Source organism: Pseudomonas sp. PDM20 (assembly GCF_014852575.3).
Lineage (GTDB): Bacteria > Pseudomonadota > Gammaproteobacteria > Pseudomonadales > Pseudomonadaceae > Pseudomonas.
The window spans coordinates 2,546,824-2,561,514 of sequence record NZ_CM181224.1 but is presented as its reverse complement, the minus strand read 5'-3'; the positions used below and the strand labels follow the sequence as shown (position 1 = coordinate 2,561,514).

At 65.9% G+C, this 14,691-nt stretch carries 15 protein-coding genes; 10 read left to right on the top strand and 5 right to left on the bottom strand.

Annotation, left to right across the window (positions count from 1 at the left end):
• Positions 1–195 precede the first annotated feature (195 nt).
• The 7 genes from IB261_RS11940 to IB261_RS11910 all read left to right on the top strand — a co-directional run bounded on the left by IB261_RS11940 (position 196) and on the right by IB261_RS11910 (position 7,654).
• Positions 196–1,554, top strand: coding sequence for an MFS transporter (locus IB261_RS11940; RefSeq protein WP_081516744.1), 1,359 nt, complete (start codon positions 196–198; stop codon positions 1,552–1,554).
• Positions 1,555–1,724: 170 nt separating this feature from the next.
• On the top strand, positions 1,725–2,246 hold the full coding sequence (locus IB261_RS11935) for an RNA polymerase sigma factor (protein WP_081516743.1): 522 nt from the start codon (positions 1,725–1,727) through the stop codon (positions 2,244–2,246).
• A gap of 107 nt (positions 2,247–2,353) precedes the next feature.
• On the top strand, positions 2,354–3,277 hold the full coding sequence (locus IB261_RS11930) for a FecR family protein (protein ID WP_081517063.1): 924 nt from the start codon (positions 2,354–2,356) through the stop codon (positions 3,275–3,277).
• Between the two features lie 123 nt (positions 3,278–3,400).
• Positions 3,401–6,004: a TonB-dependent receptor gene (locus tag IB261_RS11925; RefSeq protein ID WP_192383010.1), complete on the top strand. Its 2,604-nt coding sequence runs from the start codon at positions 3,401–3,403 to the stop codon at positions 6,002–6,004.
• A 192-nt stretch (positions 6,005–6,196) separates the two neighbouring features.
• Positions 6,197–6,796 carry a biliverdin-producing heme oxygenase gene (locus IB261_RS11920; RefSeq protein ID WP_192383011.1) on the top strand — a complete coding sequence of 200 codons (600 nt, stop codon included), beginning with the start codon at positions 6,197–6,199 and terminating at the stop codon, positions 6,794–6,796.
• The gene (locus tag IB261_RS11915; protein ID WP_427871377.1) at positions 6,777–7,226 is read left to right on the top strand and encodes a YbaN family protein; all 450 of its coding nucleotides are present in this window, start codon (positions 6,777–6,779) and stop codon (positions 7,224–7,226) included. The genes IB261_RS11920 and IB261_RS11915 overlap by 20 nt, the downstream gene beginning before the upstream one ends.
• Positions 7,227–7,285: 59 nt before the next feature.
• Positions 7,286–7,654, top strand: coding sequence for a YajD family HNH nuclease (locus IB261_RS11910; protein WP_081516740.1), 369 nt, complete (start codon positions 7,286–7,288; stop codon positions 7,652–7,654).
• Positions 7,655–8,075: 421 nt separating this feature from the next.
• Here the strand turns inward: IB261_RS11910 and IB261_RS11905 are convergent, their stop codons facing one another.
• The 3 genes from IB261_RS11905 to IB261_RS11895 form a co-directional block, all read right to left on the bottom strand.
• Positions 8,076–9,071: an LLM class flavin-dependent oxidoreductase gene (locus IB261_RS11905; protein WP_081516739.1), complete on the bottom strand. Its 996-nt coding sequence runs from the start codon at positions 9,069–9,071 to the stop codon at positions 8,076–8,078.
• A gap of 343 nt (positions 9,072–9,414) precedes the next feature.
• Positions 9,415–9,828, bottom strand: a complete 414-nt coding sequence (locus IB261_RS11900) for an arsenate reductase ArsC (protein WP_192383012.1) — start codon at positions 9,826–9,828, stop codon at positions 9,415–9,417.
• Between the two features lie 79 nt (positions 9,829–9,907).
• The gene (locus IB261_RS11895) at positions 9,908–10,399 is read right to left on the bottom strand and encodes a DUF1543 domain-containing protein (RefSeq protein ID WP_081516737.1); all 492 of its coding nucleotides are present in this window, start codon (positions 10,397–10,399) and stop codon (positions 9,908–9,910) included.
• A gap of 164 nt (positions 10,400–10,563) precedes the next feature.
• On the opposite strand from IB261_RS11895, the gene IB261_RS11890 reads away from it, so the two are divergent.
• A complete protein-coding gene (locus tag IB261_RS11890) occupies positions 10,564–11,244 on the top strand; it encodes a TetR/AcrR family transcriptional regulator (protein ID WP_192383013.1) in 681 nt (226 codons plus the stop codon).
• A gap of 76 nt (positions 11,245–11,320) precedes the next feature.
• Positions 11,321–11,614 (top strand): hypothetical protein, encoded by a 294-nt coding sequence (locus IB261_RS11885; protein ID WP_081516735.1) that lies wholly within the window; start codon positions 11,321–11,323, stop codon positions 11,612–11,614.
• A gap of 7 nt (positions 11,615–11,621) precedes the next feature.
• Here the strand turns inward: IB261_RS11885 and IB261_RS11880 are convergent, their stop codons facing one another.
• Positions 11,622–12,758: a DUF1615 domain-containing protein gene (locus tag IB261_RS11880; RefSeq protein ID WP_412548398.1), complete on the bottom strand. Its 1,137-nt coding sequence runs from the start codon at positions 12,756–12,758 to the stop codon at positions 11,622–11,624.
• An 86-nt stretch (positions 12,759–12,844) separates the two neighbouring features.
• Positions 12,845–13,738 (bottom strand): DMT family transporter, encoded by an 894-nt coding sequence (locus IB261_RS11875; RefSeq protein WP_192383014.1) that lies wholly within the window; start codon positions 13,736–13,738, stop codon positions 12,845–12,847.
• Between the two features lie 130 nt (positions 13,739–13,868).
• Between IB261_RS11875 and IB261_RS11870 the strand changes: the two genes are divergently transcribed.
• Positions 13,869–14,306 (top strand): Lrp/AsnC family transcriptional regulator, encoded by a 438-nt coding sequence (locus IB261_RS11870; RefSeq protein ID WP_138216592.1) that lies wholly within the window; start codon positions 13,869–13,871, stop codon positions 14,304–14,306.
• The last annotated feature ends 385 nt before the right edge of the window (positions 14,307–14,691 follow it).

Below are 14,691 nucleotides of genomic sequence, written 5' to 3'. Positions count from 1 at the left end.
ATTTCAGTTATTTATTCGAAATTGTTTCCATCCCTCCACCGCCGCCGAACCTGATGGGTTCAGCAAGGCGGTACAGAACAGCTCCAGCGCTTCTGACCCGCACCGCAAAGACGGTGCGACGTGCTTCGAAAACAAAAATAAAAAAGGCGTTACCCACTGACTGCCGGCACAGCACAACAACAAAGAGGTCAGATCATGCTCAACCCTCACGGCACCGCTTCGCCGCGCGCTTCGCTGGCGCGCTGGAAATGGCAGATCTTCGCCATCACCTGGCTGGCCTACGCAGCCTTCTACTTCACCCGCAAAGCCTTCTCGGTGGCCAAGCTCGGCATCGCCGAAGACCCCACTTTCCATCTCGACAAGATCGCGATGGCCAACCTCGACGCCATCTACCTCACCGCCTACGCGGTGGGCCAGTTCACCTGGGGTGTCTTCGCCGACCGCTACGGCCCCCGCGTGGTGGTGTTCGGCGGCCTGCTGATCTCCGCCGTCGCCGCGCTGGTGATGGGCAGCTTCGCCACCCTGCCGATCTTCGCCACCTGCATGGTGGTCCAGGGCCTGGCGCAATCCACCGGCTGGTCCGGGCTGTGCAAGAACATCGGCAGCTTCTTCGCCACCCATGAGCGCGGCCGCGTGCTCGGGCTGTGGAGCACCTGCTACGCCTTCGGCGGACTGGTCGCCTCGCCCTTCGCCGGCTGGTGGGCCTATGAGGTGTTCGGTACCTGGCATGCGGCGTTCTACTCCACCGCCGCGGTGGTCGGTGCGGTCGCCATCCTGTTCCTGCTGCTGCAACGCAACCGCCCGCAGGACGTCGGCCTGCCGCCGGTGGAAGCCGATGTGCAGCAACCCGGGGCGGTGAACTACGCCGGCTTCAAGCAGGAGGGCGCGAACGGCAAGTCCCTGCGCATCCTCGGCAAGGTGCTGCGCAACCGCACCGTGCTGACCCTGGGGCTGGCGTACTTCCTGCTCAAGCCGGCGCGCTACGCGATCCTGCTGTGGGGCCCGGTGATCGTCTACGAACGCATGCCGGGGCTGGGCAAGGTCGGCGCGGCGATCCTGCCGTCGGCCTTCGAGGTTGCCGGGCTGCTCGGGCCGATCCTGATCGGCTATGCCTCGGACCGCATCTTCGGCGCGCGGCGCATGCCCGCCTGCGTGATCAGCCTGCTCGGCCTGACCGTCTGCCTGGCGCTGTTCGTCCCGGCCATGCAGACCGGCAGCAGCCTGCTGGTGCTGGCCCTGCTGTTCATGATGGGCCTGACCCTGTACGGACCGGACTCGATGATCAGCGGCTCCGCCGCCGTGGACTTCGGCACCGGCGAAGCGGCCGGCACCGCGGCGGGCTTCGTCAATGGCTGCGGCTCCGTCGGCGCGATCCTCGGTGGCCTGCTGCCAGGCTACTTCGACACCTACACCGTGTTCATCGGCTTCACCGTCACCGCGCTGATCGCCGCCGGCATCCTCATCCCGCACTGGAACAGCCGCCCGGAAGCAGCCGACCAGGCACAACCGGCCAACGACCAGCCCCGCCTGAACGCACGCCCCGTGCGCTCCTGAGTCCCGCTTACCCCTCACCGGCCGGCTGAGGGAATGGGCGAGGCGCCCCGCGCGCCTCGCCCTTTTTTCGTTGGCGCCTACACATCCGGAACCACGGATAGACTTGTGCCATGCGTCTCCTCTGAATAATATTGATTATCATTTAAAAATTATTCCTGCTGGACGCCCTTGTGAGCACTTCCAACCTCGACGCGGTCTTCCTGGCCCAGCGCCTGCCTTTGCTGCGCACGCTCGTACGGATGGTGAAGAACCCGAGCATCGCCGAAGACCTGGTGCAGGAAACCTACCTGCGCGTCGCCCGTACCCTGCTCGAACGCCGCATCGATCACCTGGAACCCTTCCTCTTCCAGACCGGCCGCAACCTCGCCCTGGACCACCTGCGCCACCTGCGCATGCAGTCGCGGACCATGCTCGAGGACGTGCCTTTCGATGTGGTGCAGGCGGTACCGGCGCCGGGCTCCAGCGCCGAGGACCAGTTGCACGCGGAAAAGCTGCTCGAACGCCTGGGCGCCACCCTCGAAGAGCTCAGCGAGCGCCAGCAGCGCATCTTCATCCTCAGCCGCCTGCACGGCTGCGGCTACGCGGAGATCGCCGAGCAGCTCGACATCTCGCCCAGCACCGTGCAGAAGGAACTGAAACTGATCATGGCGATCTGTGTCGGACTGGTCAGCCGCCTTGAGGAATCGGTATGACGGACTACCGTTCGCCGGCCGATTCGACAACAATGCGCGGCTCACCACCCCAGCACCGCCCCGAGGATCGCCCCTTGCCCCACGCCGCGCCGCCCGACGACCAGCAGATGGCCGAAGCCCTCGACTGGCTGATCCTCGAGGACGACATGGACGCCGCCACCCGCGCGCGCTTCGATGCCTGGCTCGCCGCCAGCGAAGGCAACGCGCGTGCCTACCAGCGCGTGCGCGATGCGTGGCAGTCACCGTTGCTGCCGGTTGCCGCTGCGCGCCTGGAACGCAAACGGGCGCAGGAAAAAGTCCGGCCGCTGCGTCGCCCGCGGCGCTTCTGGAAACCCGTCGCCACGGCCGCGGCGCTGGTACTCGCCATCGGAGTCGTGGTGCAGGGCGACCTGCTGACGCGCCTGCGTGCGGACCATCTCACCGCGGTCGGCGAACGCCAGAAAGTCCAGCTGGCCGACGGCTCGAACGTACTGCTCAACACCGACACCGCATTCTCCAGCAAGGTCGACGACCAGCAGCGCGTTGCCCGCCTCTACCGCGGCGAAGTCTTCTTCGACGTCGCCCATGACCGCAGCCGTCCCTTCGAGGTGGAGGCCGGGCCGGTGCAGGTCACGGTGCGCGGCACCGCGTTCGCCGTGCGCTACCTCGGCAACGAGGCGGAAGTCAGCGTGCAGCGTGGCGAAGTGGACCTGCGCACGCGGCTGGACGACGCCCGCGTCAGCCTCGGTGCCGGCGACAGCATCCGTGTCGGCCCGCAGGGCTTCGGCGAGCGCCAGCACGGCGCCGAGGCCGAATCCCAGCTGGCCTGGGTAAAGGGCCGCATGGTGTTCGAGAACTGCCCGCTCAGCCAGGTGCTGGCCGAATTGCGCCGCTACTACCCCGGCTGGATCGTGAATACCAACGAGCGCCTGGAGAACGTCAGCGTCACCGGCAACTGGCGCCTGGACGACCCGCTGGGCGTGGCACGTTCGCTGGCGCAGATCACCTCCGCCGAGCTGCACGAATACCCGAAACTGCTGATCCTCAACTGAGCCCCCGCCACACGGCAGAAAGTTTTTTTACGCGATCCGAAAGGCTCGTTCGTTTAGTCAGAAGCCAATGCAATAGATTCGCATTTACGAATGCGAACAAAGACTGACTAAGAGAGCCCTTCGATGACCATTGCTTCTTCGCGTGCCCCTCTGCGCCGGCTGTCCGCGCCGGCCAGCATCTCGCTGCTCGCCCTGTCCATCGGCCTCGCCAGCCTGCCGGCCACTTCCGCCCAGGCGGCGGAAGCCAGCCAGACCCAGGCCGGCTACAGCTTCGACATCGCCCGCCAACCACTGCCACAGGCACTCAACGCTTTCAGCGCGGTGACCGGCTGGCAGGTTGGCGTGGCCGGTGACCTGGCTGACGGCGTGGTCTCTCCGGGCGTCAGCGGCCGCCTGCCGGCGGAGCGCGCGCTGAAGACCCTGCTCGGCGGCACTGGCCTGACCGTGCGCCAGCTCGGCCCGCGCAACGTGGTGCTGGAGCGCAACCTCTCCTCCGTCGCCGAGATGCAACCGCTCACCGTCACCGCGACCCGCCAGGCAGAGAGCGTCACCTCGGTACCCTCCACGGTGAACGTCGTCAGCCGCGAAGAACTGGACCGCAAGAACGTCAACAGCATCAAGGAGCTGGTGCGCGATATGCCCGGCGTCTCTGTCGGCGGCACCGGCAACCGTGCCGGCATCACCGGCTACAACATCCGCGGCATCGACGGCGACCGCGTGCTGACGCAGATCGACGGCGTCGAGATCCCCAACAGCTTCTTCAACGGCCCCTATGCGCAGACCGAGCGCAACTATGTCGACCCGGAAATCGTCAAGCGCGTGGAAGTTCTGCGCGGCCCGGCCTCGGCCCTGTATGGCAGCAACGCCATCGGCGGCGCGGTGAGCTACTTCACCCTCGACCCGGACGACATCATCAAGAACGGCCAGGACGTCGGCGCGCGCCTGAAGACCGGCTACAGCTCCGCCGATGACAGCTGGCTGACCTCCGCCACCGTCGCCGGCCGCCACGACGACTTCGACGGCCTGCTGCACCTGAGCCAGCGCAACGGCCACGAGACCGAGTCCTACGGCAGCACCGGCGGCACCGGCCTTTCGCGCACCGAAGCCAACCCCGAAGACGTTCGCACCACCAACGTGCTGGCGAAACTGGGCTGGAACTACGCCGAAGGCAGCCGCTTCGGCCTGGTCTACGAGAAGTACAAGGACGACGTCGACACCGACCAGAAGAGCGCCTACGGCGGCCCGTACTTCAACGGCGCACCGACCATCCCCGACAGCGTGCTGCCCGGCGGCATGTACCAGTGGCGCACCGGCAACGACACCATCACCCGCGAACGCTACGGCCTGGAACACCAGATGCTGCTGGACAGCGCGGTGGCCGATCACCTGAAGTGGACCTTCAACTACCAGATCGCCAAGACCGACCAGAGCACCGACGAGTTCTACTACCCGATCACCCGCCAGGTGCTGCGGACCCGCGAGACCCAGTACAAGGAGCGCCAGTGGGTGCTCGACCTGCAGATGGACAAGGCCTTCGCCCTGGGCGACACCGACCACCTGCTGACCTACGGCACCACCCTCAAGCGCCAGAAGGTCACCGGCTACCGCGAAGGCGACGCCACCTGCCTGGCCGTCAGCCGCACCTGCACCACCATCGGCGGCCCGAGCTCGGTGGCCTCCGACCGCCTGGCCCGCAGCAGCGACTTTCCCGATCCGACCATCGACACCTACGCCCTGTTCGCCCAGGACGAGATCCGCTGGAACGACTGGACCTTCCTGCCCGGCCTGCGCTACGACCACACCCGCCTGAAGCCGCACATCACCGACGAGTTCCTCAACACCGTCGACCAGAGCGGCGAAGGCGAAGTGAGCAGCGAAGACAAGAGCTGGCACCAGCTCTCGCCCAAGCTCGGCGTGACCTATTCGTTCAACGACAACTACCTGTGGTACGGCCAGTACGCCCAGGGCTTCCGCACCCCTACCGCCAAGGCGCTCTACGGCCGCTTCGACAATCCCACCACCGGTTACCGCGTAGAACCCAACCCGGACCTGGACCCGGAACGCAGCCAGAGCTACGAGACCGGCCTGCGCGGCAACTTCGAGGAAGGCTCGTTCGACGTGGCGGTCTTCTATAACAAGTACCGCGACTTCATCAACGAAGACGCCATCACCCCCGGCTACGACGAGCCGACCTTCACCAGCAACAACATCAAGAACGCCATCATCAAGGGCGTGGAGCTGAAGGGCCGCCTGGAACTGGGCGCCTTCGGCGCGCCGCAGGGCCTCTACACCAAGGGCTCGGTGGCCTATGCCTACGGCCGCAACAAGGACACCGGCGAGCCGATCAACAGCGTCAACCCGCTCACCGGCGTGTTCGGCCTGGGCTACGACGAACAGGCCGGCCGCTACGGCGCCCTGCTCGACTGGACCCTGGTCAAGCGCAAGACCCGCGTGGACGACAGCCAGTTCAACGCCCCCGACGGCACCAGCAGCCAGTTCAAGACTCCGGGCTTCGGCATCCTCGACCTGACCGGCTACTACAAGCTGACCGACGACCTGACCCTCAACGCCGGCCTGTACAACCTCACCGACAAGAAGTACTGGCTGTGGGATGACGTGCGCGGCTACGACGGCGTCGGCGAAGCCTCGGTACTGGCCCCGGCCAACCTCGACCGCCTGACCCAGCCGGGCCGCAACTTCGCGATCAACCTGGTGTGGGATATCTGATGCGCAAGCGCCCTTGCTGAGCGTAGGGCGCATAACCTGGAACAGGTTGTCCGCCGCCCGGCGCGGCGGATAACGCTGACGCGTTATGCCCCCTGCAAAAGCGCGCCCGCACAGTGAACGCCGACAATCTTTACGCTTTCCCCGAACTCGTTCGTCTCGTCTGTAAAGACCTGTAATTTCAAGGAATTGGACATGACCACCCTGGAACTCCCCGCCCTGCGCTCGCAGCGCCTGAACGCGCTGACCCACGCCCCCCACGAGCGTCTCGACCACGCCGTGAAGGCCCGCGAGCCCTTCTCCAGCCGCGAGCGTTTCGCCCGCTTCGTGGTCGCCCAGTACCTGTTCCAGTCCGAGCTGCAGGCCCTGTACCAGGACGCCGAGCTGGGCAAGATCTTCCCCGACCTGCCGCAGCGCTGCCGCGCCGAACAGGCCCGCCTGGACCTGGCCGACCTCGACACCGAAGTGCCCGCCCCGGTTGCCGGCGCCATCAGCAACCCGAGCCAGGCCCACGCCCTGGGCTGGCTGTTCGTCTCCGAAGGCTCCAAGCTCGGCGCCGCCTTCCTGATTAAGCGCGTCGCCGCGCTGGGCCTGGACGAAAACACCGGCGCCCGCCACCTGGGCGAGCCCGAAGGCGGCCGTGCCGAAGGCTGGAAGCGCTTCACCCGCACCCTCGACGGCCTGGAGCTGAGCGAAGCCGAAGAGCGCGAAGCCGAAGCCGGCGCCGTGGCCGCTTTCGAGCGCTTCTCCGAACTGCTGCAGCACAGCTACGACAGTGCTCCCGCCGCCGTCTGACGCCCTCGAGCGCGCGCCTGCCGATGCGGCGCGCGCCAATCCCTTCGGCCCCGCGCGCTCGCGGCTGGCCCGACTGGCATTCGCGTTGCTGGCTTACACCAGCCTCGGTGTGGGCATGGTGGGATTGGTGGTGCCGGGTTTGCCGACCACCGAGTTCGTCCTGCTAGCCGCCTGGGCCGCGTCGAAGAGTTCGCCGCGCTTGTCCGCCTGGCTGGAGAACCACCGGCTGTTCGGTCCCATCCTGCACAACTGGCGCAATGGCCGCGCCGTCGCGCGCCGCGCCAAGATCAGCGCCAGCCTCGCGATGCTCGTGGCGCTTGCGATCATGCTGATCACCCTGCCCCACGGCCTCTGGCTGTATGCAGTGATCCTCGGCATGGCAGTTGGCAACCTGTGGATCTGGTCGCGCCCGGATACGCCCAGGCCGTAGCCAGCGCGCGGCAGCGGACTTATGCTGGAAGTCCGATTCCACACTCTCTTCTACGAGCCATGAACCAGCCCACCAGCAAAGTCGACGCCGTCCTCGCCGAAGCCCAGCGCCGCCGCGAAACCAGCTACCGCGAAAAAGCCCTGAAGATGTACCCCTGGATCTGCGGGCGCTGCGCCCGCGAGTTCAGCGGCGTGCGCCTGCGCGAGCTGACCGTCCACCACCGCGACCACAACCACGACAACAACCCCGAGGATGGCTCCAACTGGGAGCTGCTCTGCCTGTTCTGCCACGACAACGAGCACCAGCGACAGGTGGACCTGCATTACCAGAACAGCAACGACGCGGGCGCGAAAGGGCCGAAGGTCACCCACAAGGGCCTGGCCGGGTTGGCGGATCTGCTGAAGAAGAAGGACGACGGCGAGGCCTGAAGCCCCCCCATTTGCTGCCGCAGGTTTCTGCCGATGCAGGCGGATAGATCTGCGCTCGGATCGGCCCTCACCCTAACCCTGGCTGCGCGCCCCGCTCAGAGGGAGAGGGGACCGTTCGGTGCCGGATGAAACCACAGCGTCAGCCGGCACGATTTGCTCCCTCTCCCTGAGGGAGAGGGCTGGGGTGAGGGGGAAAGCACAAACACCGAACTACCAGGGAAAGACAGTTGCTCCTACGCCATTCTCGGACGCTGAATCTCCCTGTAGGAGCGGGCCATGCCCGCGATTGCGCCCATGGGGCGATCCTGAAGGCGAGGCTCGGCGCAGTCCTGTAGCGAGCTTGCTCGCGAACCCAGCCCCGCTGCGAGACCATTCGCGAGCAAGGGCTAGGCGCCCCCCTCGGTCCTACGAAGAGCCTCGATCAGCGCAGACCGGCAACGATTTCCAGCGAGCGCAGGCGCAGCTCGTGGTCGTAGATGTCGCTGGTGAAGATGATCTCGTCCACACCAGTCTGCTCCAGCAGGATTTCCAGGCGGCTGCGCACCTTCTCCGGGCCGCCGATCACCGCCAGGCCGAAGAAATTGCCCACCGCATCCTGCTCATGGGGCAGCCACAGGCCGGCCATGCTCTTCACCGGCGGTTTCTGTTTCAGGCTGTCGCCACGGATCAGCGCCAATACGCGCTGGAAGGCGGTGGTCGCCAGGTATTCGGCTTCCTCGTCGGTCGGCGCGGCCACCAGCGGCACACCAATCATGGCGTAGGGCTTGTCGAGCACCGCCGAGGGCTGGAAGTTCTCGCGATAAATGCGCAGCGCGTCGTGCAGGTAGCGCGGCGCGAAGTGCGAAGCAAAGGCATAGGGCAGACCTTTCTGCGCGGCCAGATGGGCGCTGAACAGGCTGGAGCCGAGCAACCAGATCGGCACGTTGGTGTCCTCCCCCGGAATTGCCAGCAGCGACTGCTGCGAGCGACGCGGGCCGAGGAGCATTTCCAGTTCGGCAACCTGCTCGGGGAAGTCCGCGCCGTCGCCCAGGCGATCGCGACGCAGGGCGCGCATGGTCGCCTGGTCGGCGCCGGGCGCGCGGCCCAGGCCCAGGTCGATACGGCCGGGGTACAGAGTTTCCAGGGTGCCGAAGTTCTCCGCCACCACCAGCGGCGGATGGTTGGGCAGCATCACCCCGCCGGAGCCGACGCGGATGCGCTCGGTCTTGCCGGCGATGTGGCCGATCAGCACGGCGGTGGCCGAGCTGGCGATGCCGTCCATGTTGTGGTGCTCCGCCAACCAGTAGCGGGTAAAGCCCAGGCGCTCGACGTGCCGGGCAACCTCGACGGCGTTGTTCAGCGCCTCGGCAGCGCTGCCCTGGTCGCGCACGGGCACCAGGTCGAGCATGGAGAAGGCAATATCTGACAGGGACTTCATAGGCACTCCGATTCGGGTCACACAGGCGCTGACACGCAACGCCGCGGACATGACTTTGACCGTGACTCTATCGAGGCACTCCGCGCCTGACCACTTGTCGGGATCGATAGTGCTCATGCCGCCGAGTGATACAGGGCCGCCAGCGTATTGCCATCACCTGTTCACCGGACGGTCACCGCTCTGTCATGCGGAGTGGCCAGAATGCCCTTGCGCTGAAGGACCAGCGCCCCATCTCTACGGGAATCCGCCGCCAATCCTCCCCAGGCAACGGCGAAATCCTGTGGCCTACGAAGCAAAAAGCCCGCATCCGTGCGGGCTTTTTGCTTTGTCATCGCCGGAAGCTTCAGTCGCGGTTCTTCACCATTTCGAAGAGCTTCAGGCGATCGCTGATTTCCTGCAGGGTATGGCGGAACGGGTCGTGCTGTTCGCTGTGGGCCGGATCGGCGAAGTTCCACACGATCACTTCGCTGGAGGTCGGCAGTTCGTCGCCCTCGTCGGTGGACTTGTCGCACAGGTCGATCAGGTAATCGAAGTGCTGGCCGCGGAATTCGTCGATGGACTTGCTGCGCAGGCCTTCGGCGGAGATACCGGCGTGCTCCAGCACGTTGCGCGCGCGGGGGTCGATGGTGGTCGGGTGGATGCCCGCGCTGAACGCTTCGAAATGCTCGCCATCGGCGTGCCGCAGCAGTGCTTCGGCCATCGGCGAGCGGGCGTCGTTGGCGATGCAGACGAACAGGACTCGGCGTTTCTCGGTCATCTTTACCTCGGCACGGGGGCGGCTATGCGCCCTATATACGTCAGGTTTTATGACAGGGCCGTGTCAGCAGCATGAAGGCTCACAACACGATGTAGTCGCTGCGCTGCACAATGCCGCGGCTTTCGCCTTCCACCAGGTGCACGTAGCGCCCGCCGACCTGGTCGATGGCGATGCAGTCGTCGACGTCGATCACCGCGTCGGTGTGCGCCTTGTCCCAGCTGCGCGGCATGCGACGCTTGGCGCGCACCTTGGCGTCGGCGGCGTCGCGCGCGGCCACCAGCACGTACTGGTGCGCCTCGCCGAAGCTGCCCAGTTCATAGCCGCCCAGGTTGACGAAGAACAGCCGTTGCTCGCCCGGCGCCGGCATTGCCTCGCTGAACTCGACGCGGTAGGCCTCGACGCCGTCCACTTCCAGCCAGGAGTCGATGTGCAGGCCATCCGGGCTACCGAACCAGGACTCGCGCAATTGCGGGTAGGTGGATTTCAGGTTGTCGCCAATGACGAAAGCCACATCGTGGATTTCGATCCGCGCGCGCGGATGGCGTCCGCCCAGCATGACTACGAACAGCATTTCAGACCCTTCCCAGGTTTCAGATTTGGTCTGACAGATCCGTCATACGGCAGGTTCAATCTACTGGCGGATAAATGGCCATCCGCCAGTCAATCCGGTGGGTGGCAATCGCTATATAGAAAGTTATATTCTGAATCTTCGTTTCACTGCCCCGACGTTTTCCCATGCCCCAGACCGCGCCTGCCCCGACGCGACGCCGACAACGCCCTGCCCTCAGCATCCGTGATCGCAACCGTCAGCGCATCCTGCTGGCCGCAGGCGAAGAGTTTGCCGAGAAGGGTTTCACCGCCGCCAAGACCCAGGACATCGCCAGCCGCGCCGAGCTGCCCAAGTCCAACGTCTACTACTACTTCCAGAGCAAGGAGAACCTCTACCTGCGCCTGCTGGAAAACGTGGTGGACGCGGTGCTGGAAGCCGCCGCCCTGCCGCGCGAGTGCGACGACCCCGCCTGGGCGCTGCCCGCGCATATTCGCGCGCGCCTGCACATCGCCCGGCAGTGGCCGCACGCCTACAAGGTGTTCGCCAGCGAAATGCTCCACGGCGCACCGCACCTGCCGCCGGAGTGGCTGCAGCGCCTGCGCGCGGGGTCGCGCCGCAACGTCGAATGCATCGCCGCCTGGATCGACCGCGGCCTGCTCGCCCCGGTAGACCCGCAGCACCTGCTGCTGAGTATCTCCGCGGCCACCCGCACCTACGTCGATTTCGACTGGCAGATCGCGATGATTACCGGCAAGGCGCAACCCGCCGCCGATGACTTCGAGGCGGCAGCGGCGACCATCACCCGCCTCGTCCTGCGCGGCACCGAAGCAGAACCGGCGGCGCGCCTGCGTCCCTTGCCGCTGTAGCGGCCAACGGCGGCTGCACTAAGCTGAGAATGTCCGCACGGCCATGCGCCGTGCCTGCATTCGTCTGGGAGACGCCATGAAATCGCTACTGATCGCCGCATCGCTGATCGTTGTGCAGCCCGCCTTTGCCGCCATCCCCATGCTCAACTACGACTGCCCGAACGATATCCAGATCCACACCGACGAGAACGGGCCGGTCTACATCAATGGCCAGGAAGCCAAGGTCACGCAGAACACCGACAGCACCGTGGTCGCCAAGGGTGAAGGCGTGACCGTGCAGATCAGCACCAACGACGACGGTACTGTCAGCGTCTCCTACACCGGCCCGAACGGCGACAGCGGCGTCTGCGACCCCGCCGAGGGCGACTGATCAAGCACTACGGCGCCCGCCCCAGGCAGCGCTGGTAGCGCTCGTCGACGCGCTGGGCGAACCAGGCAGTGGTGAGCTGACGGGTGATCTTCGGGCTGTGCAGCGTGATGCCCGGCAGCATCGCCCGCGGCATCGACTTGCCAGCAGCGCGTTCGGCCAGCGCGAAAACCTTGGTGTAGAGCTCCGACTTCGTGAACTCCGGCTTGTCGCCGAGCTCCAGGTCGCGGCGGATTTCCCTTTCGCTCATGCCCAGCTTCGGCCCCAGTGTGCGCACCGCCTTTTCAGTGCTGCCGGCGTCGTAGCTGCCGTAGAGGATCAGGTCGCCATCCAGTGCCAGGGTGATGCCGGTGAGGTCCGCCACCACGCGCTGGAACGCCGCGTTGCGGCTGGCGTACCAACCCGCGTTGAAGTCGGCGAAACGGTACAGCTGGCGCGGGTAGTTCACCGGGTAGCTGAGCAGATGGGCGATGCCGAAGTACATGCCGCCACGACGGCTGAACACCTCGCGGCGGATGCTGCCGTCCACCGGGTACGGATAGCCTTCGGCATGGGCCTGGGCGAATTCGATGCTGACCTGCATCGGCCCGCCGGTATGCACCGGGTTGAAGCGGCCGAACAGCTGCTGGCCCAGCGGTACCCCGCCGATGAAGTCATCGAAGATCGCGCTCAGCTCCCGCTCGGTTTTCGCACTCGCCAGGCGTTGGCTGTAGGTGCGGCCGTTCGGCGATTTCAGCGCCAGCGCGGTATCGATGAGGAAGCCCGGCACATGCACCTTGCCCGCACGCCGGTCGATCTCGGCGCGGGCGATCTTGCCCAGCCCCGGCACGGGCGGGTCAGCCTTGAAGTTGGACTCCTGCTCGGTGATCGCCACGACCGAACAGAGGTTTTCGGTGGTCGCCGGAATGCGCTGGGTGGTGAAGGCGACCTGGATGTCCTTTGCCCAGCCCTGGCGGTCGGAAGCGCCAGCGGGAATCAACTTGGCCAGCTTGCCGCGCACCTCTTCCGGGGTCGGCTCCGGAACGCTGGGTGCGCGGCTGCTGCAGCCGGCCAGCGCCAGCAGCGCAGCCACGCCCAGCAGATGAATGAATCGTGATGAAGGCCTTTTCAGGCTGAATGAATCTGCCGTCAGGGCAGCCGCAGTCATAGTCCGTTCCTTGCTTGATTTCTGCCGCCTACAGGACCTGTGCCCGGCGGCACAGGTTCCCCGGCATTGTCAGGCAAGCACGGATTTCAGCGCCAGGCCAGGCGCCTCAGGTTCAGGCTCCAGCCGCGCTGCATGCCGGCGGCGGCCAGCGGGATGGCGGCCACGCCCAGCCATTGCAATGGCGTCAGGCGGTGGCCGAAGGCGAACCAGTCGACGAAGATCGCGGCGATCGGGTAGATGAACGACAGCGCGCCGGTCAGCGCCGTGGGCAGTTTCTGGATCGCGCCATAGAGCAGCACGTACATGATGCCGGTATGCACGATACCCAGGGTCGCCAGGCTGGCCCAGGCGCTGGTGGCCTGCGGCAATGGCGACAGGTTCGCCCAGGGCGCCAGCAGCAGGACGCCGGTCACCGCCTGGATCAGCGCGATCAGGTGTGGCGGCACGCCGGTCAGGCGCTTGATGATCAGCGCCGCCACCGCATACAGGGCCGCCGCGCCGAGGGCCAGGGCGATGCCGCCCAGATAGTCGCTGCCCACCTGCCCCGCCTCGCCGTGTGCGCTGACGATGGCCAGCATGCCGACGAAGGAAACGCCGAGCCAGGCGAGCTTTTGCGCAGTGACCTTCTCGCCGAGGAACAGCGCGCCCAGCAGCACCAGCAGGAACGGCTGCACGTTGTAGACCGCCGTGCCGATGGCGATGGACGCCCGCGAGTAGGAGCCGAACAGCAGCACCCAGTTGCCGACGATGGCCGCGCCACTGAGCAGCGCCAGGCCGAAGGTGGCGCGGGTGAGAATGCCGGGGCGCAGGAATCCCATGGCCGCGCAGATCACCAGGAGCGTCGCGGCGCCGAACACGCAGCGCCAGAACACCACGTCCAGCACCGGCTGGCCCGAGACCACCACCAGCCAGCCGATGGTGCCGCAGATCAGCATGGCGCTGATCATTTCCAGGGTGCCGCGTCTGATGGATTCGTTCATGGATCACCTCCGCTTGTTGGTGATCAGTATGAACAGGTGGATTCGTGCACTCCATCGCCTGGCGCAGGCAAATCCCAGAGATCACCTTTATTATCAAGGCAACTCTTCGACTTCACCTTTCGAGGCAAAGATGACCGACGACATCGACCAATTGCTGATCTCCGCGCTGATGGAGGATTCGCGCCTTTCCCTCAAGGCCCTGGCCCAGGTCAGCGGCCTGAGTTCGCCCAGCGTCGCCGAGCGCCTGCGCAAGCTCGAGGAGCGCCAGGTGATCACCGGCTACACGGTGAACGTCGACCCGCGCGCCTTCGGCTACCAGCTACAGGCCATCGTCCGGGTGCGCCCGCTGCCGGGGAAATTGCAGGACGTGGAGAAGCAGATCCTGGCGATCCCCGAATTCACCGAGTGCGACAAGGTGACTGGCGAGGACTGTTTCTACGCCAGGATGTGCGTGCGCTCCATGGAGCAACTGGACGAGATTCTCGATCACCTAAACGGTTTCGCCGAGACCAACACCGCCATCGTCAAGAAGAGCCCGGTGAAGCGGCGGTTGCCGCCGATGGCGTGAAGCCCGCCCTACGATCTCAGCCCTACCCGGCGCCGAAAATGATCCAGGCTCGAAGTAGGATGGCGTGGAGCGCAGCGATACCCATCAAGCCCGTCCGGCGCCGCACTTCCGAGCCTGCGCACTCCGCAGGGCGCATACAGCGACGCGTTTAATCCGCCCGACCTCACGGCCAGCACGGCTGGATTGACACCCTACCCTTGAGTCCCTAACTTTGCCTCGCTGCCCCACCTGGGCAGTTCGGGATTGGCGTCCCGGAAATAGGAAGGTGCCGAGAATCTCTCGGTACCTGGCATGGTTGCACCTGCGTTATGGGGGGACCGTGCAGGGCATCTTCGGATGCGCCGGTCTCCTATTCCGGTACGCCAACCTGTACGGTCCACCCACC

Coding starts and splice junctions, on each gene's coding strand:
- IB261_RS11900 (WP_192383012.1), bottom strand. CDS start 9,828: ATGACCGAGAAACGCCGAGTCCTGTTCGTCTGCATCGCCAACGACGCC.
- IB261_RS11890 (WP_192383013.1), top strand. CDS start 10,564: ATGCCCCAGACCGCGCCTGCCCCGACGCGACGCCGACAACGCCCTGCC.
- IB261_RS11875 (WP_192383014.1), bottom strand. CDS start 13,738: ATGAACGAATCCATCAGACGCGGCACCCTGGAAATGATCAGCGCCATG.
- IB261_RS11930 (WP_081517063.1), top strand. CDS start 2,354: ATGGCCGAAGCCCTCGACTGGCTGATCCTCGAGGACGACATGGACGCC.
- IB261_RS11925 (WP_192383010.1), top strand. CDS start 3,401: ATGACCATTGCTTCTTCGCGTGCCCCTCTGCGCCGGCTGTCCGCGCCG.
- IB261_RS11910 (WP_081516740.1), top strand. CDS start 7,286: ATGAACCAGCCCACCAGCAAAGTCGACGCCGTCCTCGCCGAAGCCCAG.
- IB261_RS11895 (WP_081516737.1), bottom strand. CDS start 10,399: ATGCTGTTCGTAGTCATGCTGGGCGGACGCCATCCGCGCGCGCGGATC.
- IB261_RS11885 (WP_081516735.1), top strand. CDS start 11,321: ATGAAATCGCTACTGATCGCCGCATCGCTGATCGTTGTGCAGCCCGCC.
- IB261_RS11880 (WP_412548398.1), bottom strand. CDS start 12,758: ATGACTGCGGCTGCCCTGACGGCAGATTCATTCAGCCTGAAAAGGCCT.
- IB261_RS11870 (WP_138216592.1), top strand. CDS start 13,869: ATGACCGACGACATCGACCAATTGCTGATCTCCGCGCTGATGGAGGAT.
- IB261_RS11940 (WP_081516744.1), top strand. CDS start 196: ATGCTCAACCCTCACGGCACCGCTTCGCCGCGCGCTTCGCTGGCGCGC.
- IB261_RS11920 (WP_192383011.1), top strand. CDS start 6,197: ATGACCACCCTGGAACTCCCCGCCCTGCGCTCGCAGCGCCTGAACGCG.
- IB261_RS11905 (WP_081516739.1), bottom strand. CDS start 9,071: ATGAAGTCCCTGTCAGATATTGCCTTCTCCATGCTCGACCTGGTGCCC.